This is a genomic window from Candidatus Ruthia magnifica str. Cm (Calyptogena magnifica) (assembly GCF_000015105.1).
In the GTDB taxonomy this organism is placed as follows: Bacteria; Pseudomonadota; Gammaproteobacteria; order PS1; family Pseudothioglobaceae; genus Ruthia; species Ruthia magnifica.
The window spans coordinates 714,962-741,197 of record NC_008610.1 but is presented as its reverse complement, the minus strand read 5'-3'; the positions used below and the strand labels follow the sequence as shown (position 1 = coordinate 741,197).

Annotated in this window: 22 protein-coding genes; 12 read left to right on the top strand and 10 right to left on the bottom strand. The window is 32.6% G+C overall.

Translation table 11 applies throughout. The annotated features are described in order from the left end of the window. Window positions 1-11: 11 nt before the first annotated feature. From RMAG_RS03435 to RMAG_RS03425, 3 genes are read left to right on the top strand one after another with little or no spacing between them, the layout of a single operon-like run. Entirely contained in the window at window positions 12-1,478 is a 1,467-nt protein-coding gene (locus RMAG_RS03435; RefSeq protein ID WP_011738052.1) for an MFS transporter, read from the top strand. A gap of 2 nt (window positions 1,479-1,480) precedes the next feature. Beyond that, the gene (locus tag RMAG_RS03430; protein WP_011738051.1) at window positions 1,481-3,181 is read left to right on the top strand and encodes a bifunctional protein-serine/threonine kinase/phosphatase; all 1,701 of its coding nucleotides are present in this window, start codon (window positions 1,481-1,483) and stop codon (window positions 3,179-3,181) included. A 9-nt stretch (window positions 3,182-3,190) separates the two neighbouring features. Further along, on the top strand, window positions 3,191-4,648 hold the full coding sequence (locus RMAG_RS03425) for a molybdopterin oxidoreductase family protein (RefSeq protein WP_011738050.1): 1,458 nt from the start codon (window positions 3,191-3,193) through the stop codon (window positions 4,646-4,648). Here the strand turns inward: RMAG_RS03425 and RMAG_RS03420 are convergent. The 3 genes from RMAG_RS03420 to RMAG_RS03410 are packed head-to-tail and all read right to left on the bottom strand — an operon-like array spanning window position 4,645 to window position 6,820. Next, on the bottom strand, window positions 4,645-5,682 hold the full coding sequence (locus RMAG_RS03420) for a 4-phosphoerythronate dehydrogenase (RefSeq protein WP_011738049.1): 1,038 nt from the start codon (window positions 5,680-5,682) through the stop codon (window positions 4,645-4,647). The genes RMAG_RS03425 and RMAG_RS03420 overlap by 4 nt on opposite strands. Further along, a complete protein-coding gene (ung, locus tag RMAG_RS03415) occupies window positions 5,682-6,356 on the bottom strand; it encodes a uracil-DNA glycosylase (protein WP_102030513.1) in 675 nt (224 codons plus the stop codon). The genes RMAG_RS03420 and ung overlap by 1 nt, the downstream gene beginning before the upstream one ends. Continuing rightward, the gene (locus RMAG_RS03410; RefSeq protein ID WP_011738047.1) at window positions 6,338-6,820 is read right to left on the bottom strand and encodes a redoxin domain-containing protein; all 483 of its coding nucleotides are present in this window, start codon (window positions 6,818-6,820) and stop codon (window positions 6,338-6,340) included. The genes ung and RMAG_RS03410 overlap by 19 nt, the downstream gene beginning before the upstream one ends. A gap of 90 nt (window positions 6,821-6,910) precedes the next feature. Here RMAG_RS03410 and RMAG_RS06270 point away from each other — a divergent pair, with 90 nt between their 5' ends. The 7 genes from RMAG_RS06270 (at window position 6,911) to RMAG_RS05850 (ending at window position 10,301) form a co-directional block, all read left to right on the top strand. After that, window positions 6,911-7,141 carry a class I SAM-dependent methyltransferase gene (locus RMAG_RS06270; RefSeq protein ID WP_422851289.1) on the top strand — a complete coding sequence of 77 codons (231 nt, stop codon included), beginning with the start codon at window positions 6,911-6,913 and terminating at the stop codon, window positions 7,139-7,141. Next, window positions 7,069-7,260 (top strand): class I SAM-dependent methyltransferase, encoded by a 192-nt coding sequence (locus RMAG_RS06265; protein WP_081425172.1) that lies wholly within the window; start codon window positions 7,069-7,071, stop codon window positions 7,258-7,260. Before RMAG_RS06270 ends, RMAG_RS06265 begins: the two co-directional genes overlap by 73 nt. 172 nt (window positions 7,261-7,432) lie before the next feature. Beyond that, on the top strand, window positions 7,433-7,747 hold the full coding sequence (locus tag RMAG_RS03400) for a cold-shock protein (RefSeq protein WP_011738046.1): 315 nt from the start codon (window positions 7,433-7,435) through the stop codon (window positions 7,745-7,747). Then, window positions 7,744-8,352: a transglycosylase SLT domain-containing protein gene (locus tag RMAG_RS03395; RefSeq protein ID WP_011738045.1), complete on the top strand. Its 609-nt coding sequence runs from the start codon at window positions 7,744-7,746 to the stop codon at window positions 8,350-8,352. The genes RMAG_RS03400 and RMAG_RS03395 overlap by 4 nt, the downstream gene beginning before the upstream one ends. 5 nt (window positions 8,353-8,357) lie before the next feature. Beyond that, window positions 8,358-8,654 carry a Rieske (2Fe-2S) protein gene (locus RMAG_RS03390; RefSeq protein ID WP_024792150.1) on the top strand — a complete coding sequence of 99 codons (297 nt, stop codon included), beginning with the start codon at window positions 8,358-8,360 and terminating at the stop codon, window positions 8,652-8,654. 4 nt (window positions 8,655-8,658) lie between these two features. Next, window positions 8,659-9,723 (top strand): anthranilate phosphoribosyltransferase, encoded by a 1,065-nt coding sequence (locus tag RMAG_RS03385; RefSeq protein WP_011738043.1) that lies wholly within the window; start codon window positions 8,659-8,661, stop codon window positions 9,721-9,723. 392 nt (window positions 9,724-10,115) lie between these two features. Next, the gene (locus tag RMAG_RS05850; RefSeq protein ID WP_157834491.1) at window positions 10,116-10,301 is read left to right on the top strand and encodes a hypothetical protein; all 186 of its coding nucleotides are present in this window, start codon (window positions 10,116-10,118) and stop codon (window positions 10,299-10,301) included. Window positions 10,302-11,271: 970 nt separating this feature from the next. Here RMAG_RS05850 and msbA read toward each other — a convergent pair. Next, a complete protein-coding gene (msbA, locus tag RMAG_RS03380) occupies window positions 11,272-12,993 on the bottom strand; it encodes a lipid A export permease/ATP-binding protein MsbA (RefSeq protein WP_024792149.1) in 1,722 nt (573 codons plus the stop codon). A 3,050-nt stretch (window positions 12,994-16,043) separates the two neighbouring features. Here msbA and RMAG_RS03370 point away from each other — a divergent pair. Next, window positions 16,044-17,681 (top strand): CTP synthase, encoded by a 1,638-nt coding sequence (locus RMAG_RS03370; RefSeq protein ID WP_011738041.1) that lies wholly within the window; start codon window positions 16,044-16,046, stop codon window positions 17,679-17,681. Next, window positions 17,662-17,868: a hypothetical protein gene (locus RMAG_RS03365; RefSeq protein WP_024792146.1), complete on the top strand. Its 207-nt coding sequence runs from the start codon at window positions 17,662-17,664 to the stop codon at window positions 17,866-17,868. The genes RMAG_RS03370 and RMAG_RS03365 overlap by 20 nt, the downstream gene beginning before the upstream one ends. A 460-nt stretch (window positions 17,869-18,328) precedes the next feature. Here the strand turns inward: RMAG_RS03365 and der are convergent, their stop codons facing one another. The 6 genes from der to alr all read right to left on the bottom strand — a co-directional run bounded on the left by der (window position 18,329) and on the right by alr (window position 26,235). Then, window positions 18,329-19,726: a ribosome biogenesis GTPase Der gene (gene der / locus RMAG_RS03360; RefSeq protein ID WP_011738040.1), complete on the bottom strand. Its 1,398-nt coding sequence runs from the start codon at window positions 19,724-19,726 to the stop codon at window positions 18,329-18,331. A gap of 5 nt (window positions 19,727-19,731) precedes the next feature. Next, entirely contained in the window at window positions 19,732-20,340 is a 609-nt protein-coding gene (locus tag RMAG_RS03355; RefSeq protein ID WP_011738039.1) for a tetratricopeptide repeat protein, read from the bottom strand. Next, window positions 20,337-21,605, bottom strand: coding sequence for a histidine--tRNA ligase (gene hisS, locus RMAG_RS03350; protein WP_011738038.1), 1,269 nt, complete (start codon window positions 21,603-21,605; stop codon window positions 20,337-20,339). The genes RMAG_RS03355 and hisS overlap by 4 nt, the downstream gene beginning before the upstream one ends. A gap of 1,636 nt (window positions 21,606-23,241) precedes the next feature. Then, window positions 23,242-24,132, bottom strand: coding sequence for a 5'-nucleotidase (locus tag RMAG_RS03345; RefSeq protein WP_235093666.1), 891 nt, complete (start codon window positions 24,130-24,132; stop codon window positions 23,242-23,244). 349 nt (window positions 24,133-24,481) lie between these two features. After that, window positions 24,482-25,186: a metallophosphoesterase family protein gene (locus RMAG_RS03340; RefSeq protein ID WP_011738036.1), complete on the bottom strand. Its 705-nt coding sequence runs from the start codon at window positions 25,184-25,186 to the stop codon at window positions 24,482-24,484. Then, on the bottom strand, window positions 25,183-26,235 hold the full coding sequence (alr, locus tag RMAG_RS03335) for an alanine racemase (RefSeq protein WP_011738035.1): 1,053 nt from the start codon (window positions 26,233-26,235) through the stop codon (window positions 25,183-25,185). Before alr ends, RMAG_RS03340 begins: the two co-directional genes overlap by 4 nt. Window position 26,236 lies beyond the last annotated feature (1 nt).

Here is a 26,236-nt window from a genome sequence, read left to right as displayed (position 1 = left end):
AGGAGTTAATCATGAAAGATAAATTAAATTTATTTTCATTTAAGGGCAAATATCGCATTTTGCATTTAACTTGGTTTGCTTTTTTTATGACCTTTGTTGTATGGCTTAGCCTTGGACCAATGATGCCATTTATACAACAAGCCTTATCATTGAGTGAGCAACAGGCAAAAGTGCTACTGATTCTTAATGTTGCCATGACTATTCCAGCAAGAATTGTGGTTGGTATGCTGGTTGATAAATTCGGGCCTAAAATTATGTTCTCCTCTATTTTAGTTTTAGGTGGGCTTGTTTCAATTGCATTTAGTTGGATGCAGTCTTATGAACAACTTGCTTTGCTTAGATTCTTATCAGGTTTTATTGGTGCTGGATTTGTAGTCGGTATTCGTATGATTTCTGAGTGGTTTCCAGCAAAACAAACGGGTGCTGCACAAGGTATTTATGGTGGTTGGGGTAATTTTGGTTCAGCAGGTGCGGCCATGTTGTTACCTTTTATCGCAAGTAGTTTTGGCGAGATTGATGGTTGGCGTTATGCGATTATCATTGCTAGTGTATTGGCAATAGGTTATGGTATTTTTTATTACTTTAATGTCACTAATACGCCCAAAGGATCAACTTATTTTAAACCTAAAAAAATAGGCGCAATGGAAGTGAGTAGCTACTCGGATTTAGTGTTGTATATTTTAATGAACATACCCTTATATCTTTCTTTGTCGCTGCTCACTTGGAAATTATCACCTGAAAAAATGAATATAATTTCATCAAATATGGAATTTAGTGTGTATATTGTTTTTGCATTTGTGTTTGTTTTTCAAGTGTTTAAAACTTGGACTGTTAATGCGCAACATTTAAAGAATTCTATACCTAAGCAATATCAATATAAATTTAAACAGGTGGCGATTTTAGATTGGGCTTATTTGGTTACTTTTGGTACTGAATTGGCTGTGGTTTCAGTTCTAGCCATGTTTTATGTTGATTGGTTTGAATTGCCAAAAATTACAGCTGCATTGTTGGCGGGTGTGTATCCATTTATTAATTTATTTGCTAGACCGGGTGGTGGTTATTTGAGTGATAAATACGGTCGAAAGATAACATTAGTTGTCCTTTTCTTTGGTATTACTTTAAGTTTTTTAACGTTAAGTAATGTGGATAAAAGCTGGTCTATCCATTTAGTGGTAGTGTTGACAATTGTTGGTGGTATTTTTTCCAAAGCAGGTTCAGGTGCAGTATTTGCCATGGTGCCACTGATTCAAAGAAGGCTAACAGGTCAGATTGCAGGCATGGCTGGTGCATTTGGTAATGTGGGCGCAGTATTGTTCTTAACTGCAAATTCTTTGGTAGATTATGATGAGTTTTTTATGCTAATTGGCATGGTTAGTTCGCTAGTATTAGCACTGATTATTATCTTTTTAGAAGAGCCAAAAGGGCACATGACTGAGATTTTAGACGATGGAACGGTTGAAATAATCAAGCTAAATTAATTATGAAACAATTAAAAGTCATTGTTAATTCGCATTGCATTGCAGGTGTTAAGGAGGAAAATCAAGATGCCTGCGCTTACTATGTACCCAACCCTAAAGCGCTAGAATACAAAGGGATTGTAGGCGCTATTGCTGATGGTGTGAGTGCTTGTGAGCGAGCTAAAGAAGCAAGCGGTTGTTGTGTTAAAGGATTCTTAAGTGATTATTATTCAACCCCTGAATCTTGGAGTGTTGAACATTCAGCTGGTCAAGTAATCTCAGCACTTAATAATTGGCTGTACTCCCAATCAATGCGTTTTGGTGAAATTTCATCCATGTTATGTACACTTAGTGTGGTTATTATTAAATCAAATATCGCACATATTTTTCATGTAGGAGATTCACGAATCTATCGTTATAGAAAAGGAGTGTTAATACAACTGACTAAAGATCATATTTTAAGCCTTAACAAGGAAAAAACCTATTTAACAAGAGCGATGGGTTTTGATTTAAGCATTAATGTTGACTACCAAACTTTTAATCTTGAATTGGGTGATCAATTTTTAATGACAACTGATGGTGTGCATGATTATTTGCAACATACATTACTAGAAACATTAATGAACAAAGCCTCGTCTGTTGATAAGATTGTTGAGCGAGCAATTAAGCAAGACTCTCAAGATAATGCTTCGGCTATGATCATAACGATTAAGCAATTGCCAAAGAAAAATTTAGATGAAGTATTTGATGAGTTAACCCAAAAACCTGTACCACCTGAATTAACCAAGGGAATGAAAATTAATGGCTTTGAGATAAAATCTTTAATTATTTCAAGTGCAAAAATGCAACTGTATCTAGCTAAAGATATTAGTACTGAGCAGTTAGTTGCCCTTAAAACCCCTTCTATTAATTTTGAAGATGAGCCAGAATACTTACAACATTTTATGTATGAAAAGTGGGTAGGGCAACGAGTGCAAAGCCCCAATGTTGTTAAAATTTATAACAGTCATAAAAAGGCTAACTTTTTGGCTTATGCTATGGTGTATGTTAAGGGACAAACTTTACGAGCGTGGATGGATAAAAATAAACATTCTGATATTGAAGTGGTAGTTGGTTTTGTGAAGCAAATTATTCAAGGACTTCGAGCGTTTCATCGTCAAGAAATGTTGCATTGTGATTTAAAACCAGAAAATATCATGATTGATGAAATTGGTCAAATTAAGATTATTGATTTTGGTTCAGCCAGAATTGCAGGTGTGGCAGAATTAGTTAATCCTATTAATTTCATAGGCAATCAGGGTACGCAGGGTTATACTGCGCCAGAGGTAATTTTAAATGAAAGTGTTTCACAAGCCTCTGATCAATTTAGTTTAGGTGTGATTGTGTATGAGATGTTTTCATCTCATCTGCCTTATCAAAATAAATTAGATAAGAGTTTGAGTTTTAAAAAATTATCTAAATTAATTTATGAGCCAGTGTTGATATACAATCCAAATTTACCTGTGTGGATTGATGGCGCTATACGCAAGGCGTGTTGCCTAGATTATGCGGAAAGGTATGAGACTTTGTCAGAATTTTTATATGACTTAGAACATCCAAATTCAGTATTTTTATCACCTCAAAAGAATAAACAACCAAAATTAAAGTTAACAAAATATCGACTATTAAGTGTGTTATCGTTTGCATTAAATTTTATTTTGTTGTTAATGTTAGCTATTAAGTAAAAGAGAAGAATGATGAATTTTAAGACAACTTGTCCTTACTGTGGTGTGGGATGCGGCATTGAAATTACCCGAACTGGGTCTGTATTAAAATTAACAGGAGATAAAGACTCTCCTGTTAATCAAGGTATGCTTTGTATTAAAGGGCAGACTTTATTAGAAACAGTAGGTACGGATAATATGAGATTAATCAATCCATCATTAGGCAGTTGGAATAAGGCCATTAAAGCCATAGCCAAAGCGTTTGAATCAACACCAAAACATCAAATAGCTTTGTACTTGTCTGGGCAAATGTTAATGGAAGATTTTTATGTTGCTAAACAATTTTCAGAGGCTTACGGCATTGACAATATTGAAAGTAATTCAAGGTTGTGCATGTACTCTACTGTTGAAGCCAATAAAAGAGCCTATGGTGCTGATATTGTACCTGTGTCATTTGATGATATTTATCAGGCACAAACTATTTTTATTATTGGCAGTAATACTGCGGATTGTCACCCTATTGTGTTTAATCATATTAAAAAATCCAAGGCTTTTGTGGTTTGTGTTGATGTCTATGAAAGTACCACAGCTAAAAAATCTGATTTATTTATTCAAGTTGAACCTGGTAAAGACATGGACATTATTAATAACCTGCCACACCAGTTTTGGTTTAAAGAGAAAAAAGTACTTAGTGTTTACTCTCAAGGATTAACCCAATCAACCGATGCAACTGATAAGGTCAATGCCTTAATTAATGCACATATTATCACTGGAAATATCAATAAACCTGGCTGTGGCGTGTTGTCTTTAACAGGGCAATGTAATGCCATGGGTGGTCGTGAAATTGGCATACGAACAAATGATTTAACCGCAACTGAATTTTTTTCCAATAATCAAATTAAAACCTTATGGGTAATGGCAACAAATCCTGCACATAGTATGATTAACTATCGACAATTTGAGACATTAATTGTGTCTGATTTTACAAGAACCTTAACCACTGACGATGCAGATATTGTTTTGCCAGCATGTAGTTGGTCAGAAAAAATAGGGCACATAAAAAACTCAGAACGCAGATACTTAAAGCAAAATGCCTTTTTACCGCCAGCTGGTTACTCAAAACCTGATTGGGAGATTATTTGTTTACTTGCTAAAGAATTAGGGCTTGATGGATTTGATTATCAATCAGCAGATGATATTTGGCAACAAATGCATATTGATGAGTCTTGGCAGCCTAGAATTAAAGTTAAAGAAGAATTGGTAGATATTAAAGTCACTAACCGTACCGATAATGATTCAATTAACAATGTTAGACTTTTAACCCAGTGGCACTCAATGTCACGGACAGGAAAAAGCAAAACTCTTAATAAAATGACAAAGGTTTCTAATGAAGTTATTTCTATGCATCATGTAACCAACTCTGAATTGTTTAAAAACAAAACCGTTGAATTGGATAAATATTCTAAACAACCTTGTTTTAAAGGTTAAGCAATGGGAAGGACGGTTTTGCTTTTAAAATGATGCCATTCATAACGAATGGGATAGTTTCTACGATAGTCTTCAAAGTTGTTGACATCCTTAATGGCGTTTGCATCTTGTTGAAAATCATAAATTTCATTTAAAGTATCTTTTAAATTGCTCTTATCGATGGATAACTCACTAAGATTAATTAAATTTCTGATATTTTTATCTTGTTTTTTACCTAAGAAAGTACATAATGCTTCATATACCATAAAGCTACCCATAAATTTTGCATCAACTGAGTGTCCAGCGATATGTGGCGTGGCTAAATAGGCAGTATTTTGTAAACTCGGATTAATGTTGGGCTCATCTTCCCAGCAGTCAATAATATTAGCAAGTGTTTTATGTTTTTTCCATATTGTTTCTTTTATTACACCACCACGTGCTGCATTAAAAAGAATAGTTTTGTTTGTAATGTGATGAAAATTATTTTCATTAAGCAGTTGATAGGATGGATGTTCACCATTAACGGTTAATGGTGTATGGAAGGTGACAATATCAGCGCTTAATGCTGTATTTAAATCAACAAAGTTGTCTAGATTTTCACGTATTTGGCGTGGTGGATCATTCAACAAAGTTTTAATACCCATTAATTTGGCTTTTTCTGCTAATTTTGTGCCCACATTGCCGACACCAATAATGCCTAAAGTTTTTTTTTGATAATCAAAATTCAATTCATCTACTAAATTAACAATAGTACTTATCACAAATTCTGCCACTGCCATTGAGTTACAACTTTGAGCTGAGAAAAATTGAGTACCCTTAGTCTTTAAATAGTTTTGATCAATATGATCCAACCCAACAACTGTTGAGCCGATAAACTTCACCTGACTACCGCTCAATAATTCTTGATTAACTTTGGTGCGTGAACGTATAATCAATACATCTGCATCTTTAACTGAGTTGGCATTAATATCGCTACCAGAAATAGCTGTAATTTCACCAAAATGGTCAAAAATTTCCCTATAAGCATAGCAAGCATCGTCAATAACCAGTTTCATTATGACCAACTAATCACTTGTTGATTATGCATTTTAAGATAATCATTGGCTTTTGAAAAATGCCGACATCCTAAAAAACCACGATACGCTGATAAAGGAGAGGGGTGTGTGGTAGTAAGGATTAAGTGCTTATCTTTATCAATAAATATTGCTTTTTTCTGTGCATAAGCGCCCCAAAGTATGAATACTAAATGTTGCCTTTCTTCACTTAGGGTTTTAATAATGCTATCAGTAAATACCTCCCAACCTTGGTTAGCATGAGAAGCTGCCTTGTGAGCTTCAACAGTTAAAACACTATTAAGCAGTAAAACACCTTGTGTTGCCCAATGCGTTAAATCGCTACTTTGGTTAGGCTCAATATTTAAATCACTATATAATTCTTTAAAGATATTGTCAAGTGATGGTGGCTTTTTTACGCCTTGGACGACTGAAAAACTCAAACCATGAGCTTGTTCCAATCCATGATAAGGGTCTTGTCCAAGAATAATGATCTTAACTTTATAAAATGCAGTTAACTCAAACGCTTTAAACCAATTTTTGGAATAGGGTAAAATGACTTTTTTGGCTTGTTTTTGCTGTTGTAAAAATCGCTTTAAATCAATCATTGATTGTGTTTCAAGCAATGTTTTGATGCTTGGATGCCAGTTTTGTATATTCATAAACTTGTCCACCATAACCTTAAGCGATAACCAAGCGTACTCACATAACCTATTTCGCTAAATTTAATTTGGTTATCTTTCGAGATGAAAAAATTCGTTGGTGTTGCTTTAACGCCAAGTAATTTTGACAAAGAGCCAGAATTATCATTAATGATATTGTCTATTTTCATGTTGTGTTCTTGTGTATATGCTTTTAAGTCAGTATCAGAGCCAGATTGCATGGCAATGTTAAGCACTCTATAGTCACGACTTATGGTTTGAATATTGTCATTTTCAAGTTGGCAAATGCTACACCAAGTGGCCCAAAAATGTATCAAAGTCGTCTCATTTGAGTGTGATGAAACAATCACTCCGTTTAAAGTTTTGCTATTAAAGCTTGGTACAATTCCACTATTCAAATTACGTTGCTGATAAGCACGAAAACTAAAAATAGCAATAATAACCAGTAGCCATTGTAAAATTATTTTTCTTTTTTTCATGGATTATTATTATATATGACCGATTGGATTGCATGCTAACAAGAAGAAAAAATAGGTTAATATAAAAATTAATCTAGCTTAAAACTAAGTATTAATGTTTGTGTATTTGTACCATTATGTGGGAAAAGCGTTAATATGTTGTATTTTTTAGAAAAAAGTTTTAAAGTGTTGAGTGTTGAATTAAATGAGTTTATTGCTCAACAGTTTTTTGTAGAGAATAAGCTTTTTTCAACTAAGAAAAGTGATAAATTTGTGGTTTTTTCTTCAAAAATATTGATATTTATTGTGGTAATTATTTTAACCTTGATGCTAATGTTTTGAATCATGTTAGTGTTGTGTATGATAGGACGTTTTTAATCGCATTGTCTTTAATTTTAAGAGCGAAATATGCATTCCACTTATACGCTATAATGCCCATTGATTGTGGACGTTATTATTAACCTTAAATTATCCTCAATCACAAGTAAGTGGGCCACTTTATGCGGTTAATAAAGTGGAGGTGGTTGCGTTTTAAAGGGTTTAGTGTTAGCAGTTACAATGTTTTAATGACATTAAAAATGTTGATTTTTTTGAAAAAGAAACATATTATTTGCGTAAAAAATAAGAGGAAAAATGACAAAGAAAATAAAAGGAATAGTGGCGCAATTTGGCACTAAAGGATATGGTTTTATTACGGGTGATGATGGTGAAAAATATTTCATTCATCAAAAAAATGTTTTTAACAAATCTCGTCTAAAAGTTAATACACACGTTGTGTTTAGCGCACAAAACTCTGAGAAGGGCTGGGTGGCAATGGATGTTAATCTAGAAAAAGGTGCTAAGATGCCTAGTTCTGAGTCTAAGCCGTTATCAAATGTTTCTGTTAAAGGTATGTTTTTCATTTTATTTATAATTCAAGCGATTGTTGTTTATAAAATATTTGTATGATAAAAAAATATTTACTCATTGTGTTAATTTCACTAACACTTAACGGATGTTTTTCAACGCCTGCCATACAAGTGAACAATATTTGCCATTTAATGGATGAGCAAGTGAGTTGGTATCAAGCAGTTAAAGCTAGCGAGAGAAGGTATGGTTCGCCTATACATGTTCAGTTGGCCATTATGTATCAAGAATCTCATTTTGCATCTGATGCAAAACCACCAAGAAATAAGCTATTTGGTGTCTTACCATGGTTTAGAGTAAGTAGTGCCTATGGTTTTGCACAAGTTAAAGACACGACCTGGGAATGGTATCAGCTAAAAACGAACAATAAAAATGCTAATCGTGATAATTTTGATGATGCTATAGACTTTATTGGTTGGTATATTGATCAGTCCAGTGAGCGTTCTAACATTGATAAATCAGATACTTACAATCAGTATCTTGCTTATCATGAAGGACATGCTGGTTTTAATAAACAAACTTATTCTGCTAAACCATGGCTGCTAAAAATAGCACGCAGTGTTGATGACAATGCACAGCGTTATAAACACCAACTTAAACAATGTGCCTTGCAATTAGATGGTAATAATGTTTGGAGACTCTTCTAGATTTTATGTGGGTAAAAATTTTAGACCAGGCACCAAAAGAAGGCACAATGATTGAAGTTATCGTAGAAAATAGGAATTTATTGATTACACTTAATCAAGGTGAGTTGTATTGTGTAGATAATCGCTGTCCACATGAAGATATTAAATTAACGCTAGGTTGTTTAAAAGGCAATCGAATCAAATGTTCATTACATGGATTTAGCTTTGATTTGAGTACAGGGGATAGTGCACAGGTAGATGTTGATAATTTACGCGTCTATCCTGCTAAACAAGAAAATAATAAAATTTTTATTAATATTTAAAATTATGAAAACGTCCAAAACACTGATACACTCAATTATTCAACGGATAGCAACAGGTCCTGATTTGAGTAAAAATATTGATTTTGAAGAAGCTAAAGCAGGCATGCAAGGTATATTGTGTGGTGAGATTAATGACGTTCAATCAGCTATCTTTTTAATTGCACTTCGTATGAAACATGAAACACGTGAAGAGAATGAAGGTATTCTTGCTGCTATTCTTAACGAATCTGATCAGCAACAGGTAATGGTTAATGATTTGGTAGATTTAGGTGATCCCTATAGTGGTTATAATCGATCCATCCCAATTTCATCATTTTTACCAGCATTATTGGCTGAGCTTGGTTTACCCACCGTTATTCATGGTTTGAATAGTGTATCACCAAAATATGGACTTACTCATCGACATATTAATGAGGCTTTGGGTTTAGAGGTTGAACATTCAACTATACAAGCAAAAGCTCGACTTGAAGATGATAATATTGGTTGGTCATATATTGATCAAGAAAATTACTGCCAAGGTTTACACAACCTTGTTCCTTTGCGTAATAAAATTATTAAACGCAGTGTAATTAATACAGTAGAAACCTTAATTGGACCATTGCGTGGTAAAAAAACGCATTCTATTTTGGGTTATGTGCATAAGCCTTATCCCCCTATTTATGCACACTTAGTAACTGCTTCAGGCATGGATACATCGTTGCTAATTCGTGGCGTTGAAGGTGGCGTAATTCCCTCACTTCGTCAAAAAGGTTTAATGATTTCTTATCAAGGTTTGGTTGAGCAAGACAGAGTAGATATTGACCCCAAGTCGTTGGGTATTAATCAAGACATGCGCACTATTTCATTTCCTAGTGAATTAGATGTATATAATGACATTAAAGCCTTGGCAGATTACACAGTTAAATTAGGAAAATATGCCCTTTCAGGTGAAAAAGGGCTGTTTTATGATGGTTTAGTTTTGGCTGCTAGTTTGATTCTTTGGCATACTAAAAAAGTTAGTTCATTAGTTGAAGCTGCTCATATAACAAGAGTAGTCTTAGACTCTGGTAAAGCATTGAATCGTTTATGACTAAACTTTAAAAAGCATCATAAAACAAAAAAAGTAGAAAAAATGAATAATAATATTAAAATTGTTGTTAATTAATTTATGGGTATCGTATTTTTTTAAGCTCATTACCGTATAAATTTTGTGACGTCGAAGAGGAAAATTACATTGTATTGGCGAGTGTAGTATTTTTTCATTTTTTTACTCCGTTGAGTTGCTGTGTGGTTAAGTGAGAATGGACAAATATAAACTAACTCAGATTTAGTAAGTACAACTTTGTCTATTTTAGATCTAGATATTGTCATGATTATTCTGAATAGACGAGCATAATTGATGTAAGATCAGAATATTTTACAAAAAAATAGCCAGATTTTAATCACTTAAAATTTTTTTAAATCTAATCAACCTTTTTTATTATGGGTGAAATTGTGACTGCGTTAAGTAATACTTCAAACTACACTTTTGAATCTGCATCTGTTGTGACGTTAATGAAAAAATACATGATTAAGTATATGCTTGACATAGTAGGTTTTAAAAACTGCGAGAGGCAGATGGTAATAGAATTGAGTAATACCAATATGTTTGCGCGTAATCAGTATTGAAGGAGATAAAAAAGTAAGAACTGTTTAATCAAAAACCCTTATTTACTTTTATTAAACCATCAGTATTTATTCGTGCACTTATGAAGATGGTAGAGATAATGGTGTTAATTTAGGTATTGTTTCATTGCAATGTGATCGTCGTGTTGATAGTTTAAGGTGTTTTTTGAATTATAAATTTTATACCAAACAAGTATTTATGATAGGGTTGAGAATTACTATTAATTGTTAAAATTTTGATTGTGATGTATTTGATATTACTTAAATGTCATTAATAGTGAAGTATGTGGCTGAGATGCATCTAAGTAGGGTATACGATGAACGCTTATAAGAAGGGCGATTCTATATTGACGATTACGGTTCTAAAGTGAGTGATCAGGTGTGGTGGGGCTTGTACCAAAAAATCATAATTCAACCCAAATTGAGTGGGATAACCAATTTTTAATACATTCTATTTATCCAATTGTATATATTTGACAATTAAATGAAAGTAGCAAAGGTTTAAACCTTGCAGAACAAGCGCAGTATCTTTTAATAGTCAAGAGAAATTTAGAAGTCGTGGTTAATAAAATAAGTCAGTTAGATTTTTTAATACTAATGGGAGAAAATGGAAAAATTACCTAATTTATGTAATACAATGACGAAAGTGGTGTAGATATTGTTTTTCAAATTGATGTGTCTAAATATGGTGTTTTGTGATGAAAAATTGCTTGAAATTAAGATGAATCAAGGAGCTAAACTAGATAAGTGCGGTATTTTTACAAAATAAAAAGTAACTAAGTAAATTTCTGAAATTCGTGATTAGCACGGCTGAGGATTCTATTTCGTTCAATCGACATGTAGAGATTATTTCAATTAATGATTACGGTCGATTAGATGCTATTTTTAGAATGCAAACATTCAAACTATGGCATTGCGGTATTAACCATATTATGTACGATATACATGAGTGTAAAATAATTGTTATTAAACATTAATTTTCAAATTGGTGTTTATACAGTTGAGTATATTCACCTCGATGCTCTAATAGCTCTTGATGAGTTCCTTGTTCAATGATACTACCATGACGCAGTACAATAATACGGTCGGCCTTTTGAATGGTGCTTAGCCGATGGGCGATAATAATAGTAGTTCTGTCTTTTTGCATTTCATGAATCGCATTTTGTACTTGTTTTTCAGTAACGTTATCTAATGCTGAGGTCGCTTCGTCTAAAATTAAGATAGGGCTGTCTTTAGCAATTGCCCTTGCAATAGCAAGTCGTTGGCGTTGTCCGCCTGAAAGTGACACGCCATTTTCACCAATTTGCGTATCAAACCCATGTTCTAGTTGTTGAATAAATTCATCAGCATTGGCAGCAATTGCTGAGAGTTTGATTTGTTTATCTGACATGGTTCCTAGTTGTCCTAAAGCAATATTGCCTCTAATAGAATCATTAAATAATTGCACATTTTGATCAACAAAGGCAATATTTGAGCGAAATGAATCAATTTCAAACTGATTAATATCTATACCATCAACAGTAATAGAACCTTGTTTTGGTGAATAAAAGCGCATCAATAATTTAATAATAGTAGTTTTACCACTACCTGTTGCGCCAATAAATGCAATTGTTTCACCTGATTTGATGTCTAGATTGATACGTTTAAGAACGATTGTATTATGGTTATAACCAAATGATACGTCGTTAAATTGAATAGCGCCTTTAGGTTTTTTTAGTTTTTTAGTGCCAACATTAGATTCTTTTTTTTCGTTAATAAGTCCAAATACACTTTCACCCGCTGCCATTGCATTTTGTAAAGGTTTGTTGATATTAACTAAACTTTTAGCAGGCTTAAGTAGCATACCCATTGCAGTAAAAAAAGACAAAAATTCACCTGCGCTCATTTGTAGTGAAGTGGAGGAAAAATACACCACGCTACTTAAAGATAAGCCAATTAAAATATTAACGAAAGCGGTATTAAAGCTACTACTCATATCAACTTTAAAATGTTGTTGACGAATATTTTTAATCAGGCTGTTAAATTTTTCACTTATTTGAGATTGAGCGTGATAAATTTTAACCAAGGTGTTGCCAGAAATATTTTCATTAAGTAAATGTGTCATATCACCCATTGATTTCTGCACCTTGATACTTGAACGACGCATACGATTAGAAGACAGTTTAACAGCTAAATACATCAGTGGTAGAAGCACTAAAAGCGTTAAACTTAGCTGCCAGTTTTTATAAAATAAATAACTAATTAGAATAACGACAGTCATTGATGATTTAATAAAATCTAGCCAAATAGTTGAAGCACTGTCTGCAATTTGCTCAACATCAAAAGTTAGTTTAGATAATGTTTTTCCCGTAGGGTGTTGATCAAAATACGACTTAGGTAATTTCAGTAATTTAGCAAACATGGTAACGCGTAAATCCATAATCACTTTATTAGATACCCAAGAACTAACCGCAGTAGAAGTAAGTGCAAACAATGAACTAAGAACAACAATACCAAACAAAGCAAAAGCATAAATAAACGCAGTTCTTGATTCACGTTGAGTTGCAAATAACTCATCAACAATTCTACCTGTGATTTCTGGCACCGAACTCTCAAGCACTGTTGCCAGCATTATCATGACTGAGGTAAAGACCAGTTTACCAACGTGCGGTTTTAAATAAATAAATAGATGGTAGATGAATTGTTTGTATTGCATGGGCATTATTAATTTTGGATTAAGGTATTATAGCGACTTTAGTTTTATCAATCCTTGATAGACAATAAACATACAAGAAAATAAGTTGAAACAAAAGATTGAAAAATTTGAAAATAAAATTAAACACCTTCAATCACGCGAGAGATGCAGTTTATCCTGAAACCATAGAAAAAAATACTTTTCCTATTTAAAAAGTCAAAAATGATAATTCATATTCAGATATAAATGTGAATATTGTGAATGATGAGGTAGATTTGTCTGTTAAAAAATAACATATTCTAATTGAGGGTGAATTATCATTTCTTATTTATTTTAAGTTACATTTATAAAAATAAAATCAATGTCACCTATATCGATCCACCCTACACACAAATAATAAAGATTTTAAATATAACAACAGATTTGCAGACAAAGAGAATAGTTTTAGCCATTCTAAATAGCTAAGTTTTATGGCAAAACACCTTATACTTGATAAATATTTGCTTGATGATGGAATGATTTTTATCTTCATTGACGATAATGAGCAAGCTCAGTTAAGACTGTTTTGTGACAATATTTTTTGAGAGAAAAATTTTTTTATAAAATATATATAGGAAAAATCCAACACCTTAGAAGGTAAAAAAGTTAATTTTTATTTAAATGTAGGTTATATTTTTTCTTATACAAAAAAATTTAAAAAAAGAGCATGAGGCTACTTATATGACGCTTTTAATCCGTTAAATTCTCTAACATTCTTCAATGGAAGTGTATATTTTAATGTTAAAAATTATAAATACAAAAATACGCCACTCAATCATGTGAAAGTTAAAAATCATTTTAATTTTAGATAGTCGCAAAAACAGTTAATGAAGAAATAGAAAAGGCACAATTTTTTAGATTAAGAGTGATGGATTTACTATTCATGAGATTTATAATGATGGAAAAACTTCTAAAGAATTACTAAAATAAATTTTGTGTGGTTTCAAGATTTTCTAATGTTATTGGAACAAGTGAAAGAGGTAGTAATGCCTTACTTGATATTATTGATGAACAAAAGGCATTTGAATACCCTAAGATAGAAAGCTTAATCTTTTATTTATTCTTTTTATTAACAATGAAAATGATATTTGTGATCAGGTTACTTATGGGTGTATTAAACGGATTATATAAGATTTATATCACGCTAAAAGTGTAAAAAATTTTATAAAACTGATACTATTTCTGACGAAAATAAAATTAACTTATTAGGTGGCGTGTATTAGCACTTTAAGAAAATACGTTTAACAAGGCAAAAGCCGAATATTTTTATCATTTGAGCAATTAACAGCCATTTATTTTAGTGTAAATAAAGTAGATTCATCTGAGCTGGTTGAATTTTTAATCATTCAAGACAAACTTTGCAAATTACATGTATTTTCATAGGTTAAAGGTGAATATAAGAATAAATTTAGTGAATACAGTAATATTATTGCTGAGGATATTTTCGAACCAAACTTAGGTATTTATAAAAGTATAGGGATTGTCTAATACAATTAAAAAACTTCTAAGATAAAGCAGTAAAACAATTAAAAACAATTTTTTATCAACTTTTTCAGGGTGGAAATCAAAGTATTCTTTTGGTGTTTAAATCCATAATAAATAGTGAAAAAACTATTATGATGGTTGATGTTGATAAGTATTTTGTGTGGATACCCAATGGTAATTCAGCCAATAAAATAAAAGAAAATCTAGATAATGTTGTAAAAATAGCACCTTTGAAAGGATTCTAATTTTCAAGCATGGTTACTACAGGATGAAACTTTCCAAGGATGCAAGTATTAGGTAGGGTGTTGTGTATGCCTGAGGTGAAGCATTATAAAAATAATTTATTAAATCATAGTTATTGCTATACTTCCTTCATATTCAAAGGAAGAAACGTCAATTATAATGAGAAAAGATGGTGATAATAAGCCAAAATTCATCACGCAAATATTAAACCAGATTTGAGTGATATTGCTATTCTATCTATATTTTTATCACGTGCTGATTATAATGATAATGGTGATAGTTTTACTCAAGCTTTTGTTAAACTTGCTAATCAATTTTTGGTATTTATAATAACGATATACTGGGGAAAGTGTTCAAAATAATTTAATTATTAATGTCAATATTAGGGTTTTTGATGATTTTATCAATCAGTTAAAAAATGCAAATATATTGAATCATGAATTTTCATATAACGATATTAAGAAATTTTATGATTTATTGCTTTATCTTGATATTGTCAATTAAGAGGAGTAAAGTAAGTTTGGTAACGTTATCGCTCATATGGTAAATTAAAATCTGCAATGAATGTTTGGTTAAAACAGTTTTTTAAAAAAACTATTTTATACCATTATTTGTAACGATTTGTTAAAAGATATTGATAGTGATTGAGTGAGCTTTAAAAGAGTACAAGCCAATACGAAATGATAAGGCATTAGAAAAAGTTAAAAAAATATAGAATAGATTTGATTTTTTATTTTGCCAAAATATACGTATTCTGATAATTATGAGTTAAATAAGCGTACAAAAATATGCACTAGATAAGTATTATTTGAACTATGTATTTGATTTTTAAAAAACATTCGTACATTATTTAGAAAACCAAGATAGTATTAGTTTATGATATAAAAATGCAGATAGTGGACGAGAAGATTGATAATTCAATATGAAAGCCAATATGGAGGATTAAGAATTTTTATCTAGATTTTGTTATTTAACAGAGTGATAGAATTAGTATTTTTTATATAAAATTTGGATAGATTTATAAAAATACTACGGAAAAAGTAAAGGCACTTTATTAGTATTGTCAAAATAATAAAGGTAGTGGCCTAATTGAAATATTAAGCAAAGAAGTTAAAGGTTTTTTAAAAGCGGTGATTTAAAGCTTTGGGGGTGGTATTGTTGGTTTATCTAGAAACGGATTATTTAAGTTTCATGATGACAATGATTATGAATACAATCCTAATAATCTTGAGTAGCGGTAAGATTTAAAATTTAGGCAAGTGTTTTTTTGGTATTATAACCCTTTCAACTTTGCTAATTTTCTTGTGTCAACAAAATATATTTTTATTACTGGTGGTGTGGTTTCCTCTTTAGGAAAGGGTATTGTAAGTGCGTCATTAGCTTCAATTTTAGAATCACGTGGATTGAACATTACCATGCTCAAACTTGATCCTTATATTAACGTTGACCCTGGCACCATGAGTCCATTTCAGCATGGTGAGGTTTTTGTAACCAATGATGGCGCTGAAACAGATCTTGACTTAGGCCATTATGAGCGTTTTATTCACTCTAAACTAGGCAAGAAAAATAATTTTACTGCAGGCCGTGTGTACGAAAATGTTATTGAACGCGAACGTCGTGGTGAATATTTGGGTGATACGGTTCAGATCATTCCACACATTACCAATGAAATTAAGCGCTTGACTCAAGTAGGTGGACAAGGGGCTGATGTTGCTTTGGTTGAAATTGGTGGTACGGTAGGCGATATTGAGTCGCTACCATTTATGGAAGCAATTAGGCAAATGGGTTTTGAGCTAGGTCGTGATAATGTGTTGTTTATTCATTTAACATTATTGCCTTATATTAAAGTAGCAGGTGAGTTAAAAACTAAGCCAACTCAGCATTCTGTTAAAGAACTAAGAGGTATTGGCATTCAGCCTGATATTTTGATTTGTCGATCTGAGTATCAGTTACCAGACGCTGAGCGTGCCAAAATTGCACTATTTACTAATGTTCCGCAAGATTCTGTGTTTACTTCACTGGATGTTGATACGATTTATAAAGTACCAAGAGCCTTGCATGAGCAAGGTTTGGATGATGTGGTGGTGAAAAAATTATCACTAAATTGCAAGCTAACCGATTTGAGTGATTGGGATAATGTGGTTGAAAAATTACAACACCCTAAATCTAGTGTTGATATTGCCATGGTGGGCAAATATATGGATTTGACAGAGTCTTATAAGTCTTTGTCTGAAGCTTTAATCCACGCTAGCATACACACACAAACTAAAGTTAATATTCATTATTTTGATTCTGAAGAGATTGAAAAAAATGGCACTGATTGTTTATCTGAGATGGGTGCGATTTTAGTGCCAGGTGGTTTTGGTAATCGTGGCGTTGAAGGAAAAATCGCCACAGTTAAATTTGCTCGTGAAAACAACGTGCCTTATTTGGGTATTTGTCTTGGCATGCAGGTTGCTGTGATTGAATATGCACGCAATATGGCGAATATGACTGACGCCAATAGTACAGAATTTAATGGCAGCACACCTTATCCTGTAATTGATTTAATAACAAAATGGCAAGATATGGATGGACATAAAAAAACTCGAAATAAAGACTCAGATTTTGGTGGTACAATGCGTCTTGGGGGGCAAGAGTGTGTTTTAGTTGAGGGTACCAATTCACAAGAGATTTATATCAAGTCGGTTATTACTGAACGCCACCGCCATCGTTACGAGGTTAATAATTCATTAATTAAACAGCTGGAAACAGCAGGTTTAATAGTTTCTGGGCGTTCTATCGATGGTACTTTAGTTGAAATGGTTGAAATTAAAAACCATCCTTGGCTTGTTGCTTGTCAATTCCATCCAGAATTCACTTCAAATCCACGTGATGGACACCCACTGTTTGAAAGTTTTATTAAAGCTGCCAATAAAGCACATGACCTTATTTTGTCTTAAACCAATTTATAAAAATATTGACTCGACTGCTCTTTTTACGCGTTATTTATTATCTTTGTGCTTATCAACGATTGACATGGTACTTATGTTATCCAGCAATACCATTAGTTTTGTTGATCCAGTAACAGGTAAATATGAAATAAACTTTAAATCTAAAACACAAGAGATTAAACGTGCAAATGAATAAAGTAAAAAAAATTATTGTTGATTTTAGGTAAAAAAAATAAAAATTGATAGTCAAAATAAATATTTTTTAGTATTCAACATATGTTGAATCTGCTTAAAAAGCCACGTGTAGAACAGATTCACCTTTGTAAGTGCGCTTAATTGACAACCATCAATGGAATGCTTTTATCGTTGATGGACGTGCATACAAGTAAATTAGGTAAGTGATTCAAAAGACAAGATTGTGCATGACCACTTAACGCTGATAGGAAAGCCTTACATGTTACGCAAAAGCTAGCCGAGTCTGAGTTATCATAGCGACTATTTAGAGTTGTTTTTGTCTTTAAAATGAATAAAAATTATAAAACACTGCTAACGAATAATGCTGTGTTTTTATCAAAACGTGGTGAAACTTTGAGTAATTGAGGCAGAAAAAAGCCAACGTAAGCGTGCTCTTTAGTACATGCTAATTTTAAGACATCTTAACGTTTTTTAACAAATTTCATGAGACGACGTTTTTTGCCAATTTGTCTGGCATTCAATATATTTTTTCTATCTCTAAAAGGGTTGTCACTACTTTTGTATTTAATCTTGATAGGGGTGTTGGTCAACTGTAGGGCATTAATAAAAAAATTCTTTAAATAACGCTCATAGGCATTTGGCACATTTTGTAAGTGATTACCATGAAAAGTAAATGTAGGTGGAAATACATCGGTTTGATTAACGTATTTAATTTTTAGCCTTCTGCCTTTAACAGGTGGTGGTTGATGATCCTGATTGGCTTTTTCTAAAATTTTATTCAATACTGAGGTTGAATGTTGTTCACCAGCGTTTTGATAAGACTGGTTGATGGGTGTAAATAATTTACCCACACCAAAGGCGTGTAGAGCAGAAATGTAATGCACGCTAGCATAATTTATAAAAGAAAGTTTAATTTCCAATTTGCGTTTAACTTCTTGCTTTTGATAATCATCCAAACCATCCCATTTGTTAATGACAATAAGTAGCGCTTTCCCTTTATCTATAATCATACCTAATAGGGTTGCGTCTTGTTCAATCACTCCAACTTGTGCATCTAATACAAGAATAACAACATGAGCCCTTTCTAAGGCATCAATGGCTTTAATAATGGAGAATATTTCAACTTTTTCGTGGGTTGAACGTTTACGACGAATGCCTGCTGTGTCAATGAATGTATATTTTTGTCCTTCATGTTCAAAAGGGATATAAATACTATCATGTGTAGTGCCTGGAAAATCCATTACCAGTACGCGTTCTTGCCCTAAAATACGGTTAATTAATGTTGATTTGCCCACATTAGGCCTACCAAGTACGGCTACAGTAATACCTTCTACCTCCACTATTTCATCAATGGTGACTTTAGGTAGTAGGGGCAGAGTAGTGTCAATTAAATCAGCAATACCTTGACCATGCTCGGCTGAAATCAACATAGGTTCGCCCAGTCCAAGCTCAAAGAATTCAGCAGCTAAGGCTGGATTTAAACCTTCAGCTTTATTACAGACTAAGATGATATTTTTTTTTAGCTTTCTAAGGCGTGATACGATTTCTAAATCAAGACCAATCACACCATCTCGACTACTAACTATAAAATAAATAATGTCTGACTCTTCTAACGCATTCAGTACTTGACCTTGGATACTACTATCAACTAGATTGTTTTTATTGGTAAGCCCACCTGTATCAATAATTGTGGCAAAAGTTTGCGTATCATTATCCAAAAGCACTTCTGCATATTGACGATCGCGAGTTAACCCTTCAAAATCAGATACCAATGCTTGGCGTGAATGGCTTAGGCGGTTAAACAGCGTGGATTTACCAACATTAGGTCGTCCAACAAGGCAAATAATAGGCAAACCCATAGGAATTAGTTAAGGTCGTTTAACTTAATTTTAATCAAATTTTGCAATTTAGAGTCTTTAGAAATTTGATTTAGAGCTAATTTATAATGTTTTTTAGCATTGTCAATTTGCTTATCAGCTAAATAAATATCTCCTTTAAGTTGATTATACAAGCCATCAAATGCGCTATTAGGTACAGTGTTTAGCGCACCAAGTGCTTGTTTATAATGGCCCATTTCTAAATATAAGCTGGCTATTCTCATATTGACAACTTTAGCAATAGAAATATTACTTGTATCACTCAACGGAGCAAGGTATTCAAGTGCCTGCATATAATTTTTATTAGCCACTGCATTTTTAGCTAAAATTAATGTCGCCTGATCAAGATAGCCACTACTTGCATGGTTGTTTTTTAGTTGTTCGTAGGCTTGTGTGTCGTTAGGATTAGAGACAAGTGTTAAGTAAATACTTCGTGCTTTAATCAATTGAGAGTGTTGATAATTTTTATAAGCATCAAAGCCAAAAATGCCGCCCAAACCTAAGGCAACACCAACAACAATTTGTAACGTATTTTCTTTAATCCATCGTTTAATTTGTTCTTCTTCAGTCTTGTCTGCTTTAATAAAATTTTTCATTTGTTTTCCTTTAAATATTTAATCGCTTCTTCTAAATCCATGGTTTGTTGCGTTCCTTGACCTTTTAGAGGTTTGATACTAACTTGATTATTGTTTAACTCTTGTTCACCCAAGATTAATGCAAAATATGCTTTGATCTTATTTGCTTTTTTTAACTGACTTTTAAAACTACCCAAAGTGAGGTCATTATAAAGGATTACATTAGGCAATGCATCATGCAAAGTACTGGCTATTTGCATCGATTTAATTTGTGCTTTTTCACCTAATGCAACTAAATAAATAGACAAAGTGGGCTCAATTGCCATTAAGTTTTGTACTTCTAATAGCAATATCAAACGCTCTAAACCAATCGCCAAGCCAACTGCTGGTGTGGGTATGCCACCCATTTTTTCAACTAAACCGTCATATCGTCCACCAGCGCAAATTGTACCTTGTGCACCTAAATTAGTTGTCGTCCACTCAAACACAGTGCGGTTATAATAATCCAATCCGCGAACCAAGCAGGTATTAATTATATAAGTGACGTTCAAGGCATCTAAATAAGTCTTAAATTGCTCAAAATGTTGTGCTGATTCTTTGTCTAAATAATCCATTAATTTAGGTGCATTGTTAATTAAAGAGCGCATTGCTTTATTCTTACTATCTAAGATTCGTAAAGGATTGGTTTTTAATCGTTTTAAACTATTCTCATCAAGCTGGTCTTTATACTGATTAAAATACGCAATCAATATTTTTCTATAAGCAACCCTGGTCTCACTAGAGCCTAAAGTGTTAATCTCCAATACAATATTTTTCAAACCTAAAACTTGCCACAAAGTATGTGTAATCATCATAAGTTCAGCATCTACTTTGGCATTAGTTGCGCCAAATACCTCAAGCCCTACTTGATGGAACTGTCGATAGCGCCCCTTTTGTGGTCGTTCACGTCGAAACATCGCCCCTTGATAAAAGACTTTTTGAATCCCTTCTCTGGGTAAATTATGTTCAATCATCATACGCACACAACCGGCTGTTCCTTCAGGATTTAAGCTTAATGACTCACCACCTGACTCTATCCACGAATACATTTCCTTTTCAACAATATCCGTAGCCCCGCCAATCGCACGACAAAAAGTATCCGTCTTTTCAACAATCGGCGTGCGAATATTTTGATAACCATAACTAATAAACAAATCAAATATTGTCCTTTCTAAGGATAGCCAAAACGCAGAATCTTTAGGTAATAAGTCACTCATGCCACGAATGGCTTGGATTTTTTTACTCATCTATTGGTAAGTATTATAAGTTCTTAATATTTTACCAATTTCTATCTTGTAGATTAGAAAAATAAAAAATAAATTAAGTATATATTTATATGATAGGATTCCTATAAATTTCCTCAAACATTTAAGAGTATTCATGTCTATTAATTACCGCTATCTATCTTTTGGTATTGTTGTTTTTGCTCTTATCATCTTTTTCTTGAACTTAGTAATAATATCTCCGTCAATCTTTATCCAATCAATCCAAAAACACTTTCAATAGTAACAATCTCATTAATGCTGTTGGTGATGAATATAATCTAAATACTACTCTTGGGCTTTCTGCCCTCACTAAACTAAGACCAACTCAAATAAATCAATGGCCTAATTTCTAAAGGAGATTACCATCGTTACTGAGATGAACGATCTGATTACAACACTTGATTTATCCACAATCAACCGCTGTTCAAAAATCATTGTTACCAATGATATCAACGACTCATAGCAATATTAGGTAACAATGGACAAGCTAGTTCAGAATATTGCACCGAAATTAACAACTTCAGAAAAATTAAATATAATGGCAACTACTGGATAGTACAAACCAAATTACTACAAACCTTTGAATATGGTAATACCATAGATTCAAAGATTGAAACTCAAGGCAATATTGTTATGGTTTGAGTGGTTAATAAAATTATTGATTACAGATAAATAGCATAAAATTCTATAAAAATCGGTTATGTAGGAGTAAATATTTTAGTTTGTGTCCAATAATTTTTCACATTAATTATGAAGATAATAGAGTGTCGTTTAATTATAATTTGGATAGATCAAATAGTAGTGTTTATAAAAATTTAGAAAAGTTCCTCTTACTCTATAAAAAATTATTATTACGATATATAAGGATACGTTAAGTAGGAAACAAACATGCTCACTTATAAAATTGACTATCTTAGAATAAATAATTTTTGTTATAATATAAATAATGACATAGGGTTTTTAGCATACAAGAATGTTTGCCTAATAAAAGTAAGTGTTTACGAAAAAGTATATTAAGAGGGATTAAATGCTGAAAAAAAAATATTTCAAGGCTTTATTCAGGTAAACAATGGTAAAGCAATTTAGATGCTGATTGAAAAAACTGCCTAATCCACAAAAATGATAGATATTCTATGTTAATTGATATGAATGACAATGACTTACCTGATCGAGTGTTTGATAGAAATCTAGATAACGAGCAACAATGATTCTATGTTTAATTAAACCAAACTGTAGGTTTAATTAGATTAGAAATCTATTGTTACCAAGAGCTAAATTACAAATCATTGAGAACGACTCATCCGTTTACATTAGAGGTATTCTTGGCGCTGATCCCAATATCAAACATACATGATCTCGGTTAAGTTGTATCCAACGTTACAACCAATAACACTATTACTTACGACGAAAGTAGTAAAGGCTAATCTACAAGGTCATGATAATTTAGATTTCGCTTAGATTTAATCTTTTTATGAACAATCAAATAAACTCACTCATACTGAATATAAACAAAGCTTGTCATTATATCAGTCAAATCACCCTAACCAAAGAATACATTCATACTTTTTTGCATTAATAAATTTAGTGCTACTGTTTTTTAATGATAGACATAAATCTTTTATTGATTACTAATACCGTTAGGGACGTGTCCTGTTGGTACGTATTTGGAGGCTGATTGGCAGTGTTGATGTTGATCATCAAAAAAGATATCAGCGCCAAATTCTTTTAAAAATATGCCTTTGTCTAGTCCACCTAGAAAAAAAGATTCGTCAATACGAATACCCCATTTACGCATGGTGTGAATAACGCGTTTGTGTGATGGCGCTGAGCGTGCGGTTACTAAAGCAGTTCTGATTGGGTTGTTTGTTACTGGGAAGGCAGATTGTATTTTTTGTAATGACATTAAAAAGCACTTAAATGGTCCAGCTTTGAGTACAATATTGGCTGAATTTTTTTCGTTTTCTACAAAGGCTCTTAATCCTTTTTCTTGAAAAATTCGTTCTGATTCGTTTGAGAAAATAACTGCATCGCCATCAAAGGCAATACGCAATTGAGTTTCATGTGGTTTTTGTGAGCTAGAACCGACGATTGATGCTGCTGCAAAACCTGATTCTAAAGCTTTTTGCACATCTTGGTAGTTACTTGATAAGAACAAATCTGCTTTAAATGCACTTACAAGATTGTGCGTACTTTCACCACAGGTAAAGGCTGCTTTTGAAATATTTAAGCCGAAATGTTCAATGGAGTTAAAAATACGTAAGCCTGTGTCAGCGCTATTACGTGAAAGTAGGATGACATCAATGGGGTTTTTTGTGGTGTTGAGTGCTAATAATTTTTTAACCAGTGAAAAACCAACTCCAGGTTGCAAAACAACTTTTTCGTTTTTTTCTTGATGTTTGGCGTAAGCCTCAACCCCATGTTCTTTAAAGATTTTGTGCGATTCATCAAGATTAAATAAGGCCCTTGATGAAATTGCAATGACCAATTTATTTTTTGTAGTGTTTCTCATGGTTTTTCTTGGCATTTTTTAAAACAAAAATTCAACTATTTTTCAAATTTTTTTTCTTATTATATATGTATATCAGGACATTGTGCTAAATATGGGTGCGATTAAGTGTAGTTTGATTGTGTACAGAGATGACTTCTAATAATTTTGCGTCAAAATAGATTTTAAATTTGATGTTTGGAAAGTGTAAGTCATTTTCGCTATTGTGCTTAATTGATACGATCATGAGTGGTTTGTTTTAATGATGGAATAAGCTTTAAAATTTTTTGATAGTTCAATTCAAACAACTGCGAAACTTAGGCGTAAATTTTTGGCTTTTATTGACTGTGTAAAGATTTTAAAAAATGTTGTTTCATATCCATTGTGTGTCAATTGTTAGTTGTCCATTATCATATAGCGTGTAATGATTAAAGCCAATTCTAGTTTCATTGTTAAATTGTAAGGCAGTTGATGGACATGAAATAATTTTTACCCCTAATCTGCTAAATTCAGCAGCTTGATGTGCATGGCCAAACAGTATGGCTTGTATTTTAGGGTATTTATCAAGCACATTAAACAATGCTTTTGGATTTTCTAAAGACAGTGAATCATCCCAAGTACTGTTCATTGGTACGATAGGGTGATGTAAGACAATGAGTATATATTTGGCAATTGATTGTGTTAAATTAAAGTTTAGTTTTTTAAGTTCATTTTTTGTTAAAAATCCACTGGTTTTTGATGTTTGCACTGAATTTGTACTGATAATTTCCCATTTTCTAAGTGTGAATTGGCTGAATAAATTTTTAGAAAAAATAGTATTCAGATTGTTATCAATATCATGATTGCCAGATATTACTAATAGCTTTATTTGAACAGGAAAAAGTATTTGTTGTAAAGTTTTATAAGAGGTGATTGTACCATTGTGGGTAAGATCGCCACTAATTAATAAGGCATCAGTATCGATATTGATGATTTTATTGATGATTTTTTTTAAATTGACATGGGTATTAACACCCATAGCGTATTCAACATTATCAATATGACAATCACTAATTTGAACAAAACTATGGCTCATCATATAGCATTGATGAAGGTAACTCGAGAGCTAATACCTGCTAGTAGTTCATAAGCAATAGTAGCACTATGTTTTGCAATGGTTTCGATGCGTAATTGCTTATTACCCCAAAGAATTGCATTATCTCCAACACTAGCATTAATGTTACTTATATCAACACAAATTAAATCCATTGATACGCGACCAACAAGTGGACATAAGGTGTTATTAATTAGTACAGGTGTGCCATTTTTAGCATGGCGTGGGTAACCATCACCATAGCCAATGCCGATAGTTGCTATGGCTGTTGATTTGTCGGCTGTCCAAGTAACGCCATAGCCAACTGAATCATCAGCTTTGATGGTTTTAATTGACATAATTGGTGCCGATAGTTGCATAACTGGTTTAAGATTGTGATTAATAATGTTAAAAGGAGAAACGCCATACAACATAATTCCAGGGCGAACATAATCAAAGTGTGAGGCTGAATTTGACAAAATTGCAGCAGAATTTGCCATTGAGCGTTTGGCAACAACAGGATCTGTTAATTTTTTAAATTCAAAGAGTTGGGATTGATTCATTGGGTGGTTAATTTCATCAGCACAAGCGAAATGACTCATGATACATTGGATATTAATCAGTGGATTATTTCCTAGTAACTTTATACAGTGATTATATTCATTGGTAGACAAGCCCAGTCGATTCATACCTGTGTTAATTTTTATCCAAATATCTATAGCTTGTTTGGTGTTATTAACAACGGATAGTTGAGTTTTATCGTGTACAACAATTTGGCAATTTAGTTTAATGGCTTGTTGTAGTTCTTGGTCTTTAATGACGCCTGATAGAAGTAAAATTGGCTGATTTGTAGTTTTGCGTAATTTTTCTGCTTCCAGGATTTCACTAACACCTAACAAATCAGAATGATTAATAATTGGGTCAATTAAATCAATATGGTGGCCATAAGCATTGGCTTTCACCATGGAAACTATTCTAGTATTGAGTGAATTTTTTTTTACAACTGAAAGATTGTGTTTTAATGCTGATTGCGAAATTGAGGCAATGGCGCGCATG

What these genes read in the sequence shown, in the direction of transcription:
- RMAG_RS03435 (WP_011738052.1), top strand. Translation starts at nt 12, where the DNA reads ATGAAAGATAAATTAAATTTATTTTCATTTAAGGGCAAATATCGCATT.
- RMAG_RS03430 (WP_011738051.1), top strand. Translation starts at nt 1,481, where the DNA reads ATGAAACAATTAAAAGTCATTGTTAATTCGCATTGCATTGCAGGTGTT.
- RMAG_RS03425 (WP_011738050.1), top strand. Translation starts at nt 3,191, where the DNA reads ATGATGAATTTTAAGACAACTTGTCCTTACTGTGGTGTGGGATGCGGC.
- RMAG_RS03420 (WP_011738049.1), bottom strand. Translation starts at nt 5,682, where the DNA reads ATGAAACTGGTTATTGACGATGCTTGCTATGCTTATAGGGAAATTTTT.
- ung (WP_102030513.1), bottom strand. Translation starts at nt 6,356, where the DNA reads ATGGTGGACAAGTTTATGAATATACAAAACTGGCATCCAAGCATCAAA.
- RMAG_RS03410 (WP_011738047.1), bottom strand. Translation starts at nt 6,820, where the DNA reads ATGAAAAAAAGAAAAATAATTTTACAATGGCTACTGGTTATTATTGCT.
- RMAG_RS03400 (WP_011738046.1), top strand. Translation starts at nt 7,433, where the DNA reads ATGACAAAGAAAATAAAAGGAATAGTGGCGCAATTTGGCACTAAAGGA.
- RMAG_RS03395 (WP_011738045.1), top strand. Translation starts at nt 7,744, where the DNA reads ATGATAAAAAAATATTTACTCATTGTGTTAATTTCACTAACACTTAAC.
- RMAG_RS03390 (WP_024792150.1), top strand. Translation starts at nt 8,358, where the DNA reads ATGTGGGTAAAAATTTTAGACCAGGCACCAAAAGAAGGCACAATGATT.
- RMAG_RS03385 (WP_011738043.1), top strand. Translation starts at nt 8,659, where the DNA reads ATGAAAACGTCCAAAACACTGATACACTCAATTATTCAACGGATAGCA.
- RMAG_RS05850 (WP_157834491.1), top strand. Translation starts at nt 10,116, where the DNA reads ATGGGTGAAATTGTGACTGCGTTAAGTAATACTTCAAACTACACTTTT.
- msbA (WP_024792149.1), bottom strand. Translation starts at nt 12,993, where the DNA reads ATGCAATACAAACAATTCATCTACCATCTATTTATTTATTTAAAACCG.
- RMAG_RS03365 (WP_024792146.1), top strand. Translation starts at nt 17,662, where the DNA reads ATGACCTTATTTTGTCTTAAACCAATTTATAAAAATATTGACTCGACT.
- der (WP_011738040.1), bottom strand. Translation starts at nt 19,726, where the DNA reads ATGGGTTTGCCTATTATTTGCCTTGTTGGACGACCTAATGTTGGTAAA.
- RMAG_RS03355 (WP_011738039.1), bottom strand. Translation starts at nt 20,340, where the DNA reads ATGAAAAATTTTATTAAAGCAGACAAGACTGAAGAAGAACAAATTAAA.
- hisS (WP_011738038.1), bottom strand. Translation starts at nt 21,605, where the DNA reads ATGAGTAAAAAAATCCAAGCCATTCGTGGCATGAGTGACTTATTACCT.
- RMAG_RS03345 (WP_235093666.1), bottom strand. Translation starts at nt 24,132, where the DNA reads ATGAGAAACACTACAAAAAATAAATTGGTCATTGCAATTTCATCAAGG.
- RMAG_RS03340 (WP_011738036.1), bottom strand. Translation starts at nt 25,186, where the DNA reads ATGATGAGCCATAGTTTTGTTCAAATTAGTGATTGTCATATTGATAAT.
- alr (WP_011738035.1), bottom strand. Translation starts at nt 26,235, where the DNA reads ATGCGCGCCATTGCCTCAATTTCGCAATCAGCATTAAAACACAATCTT.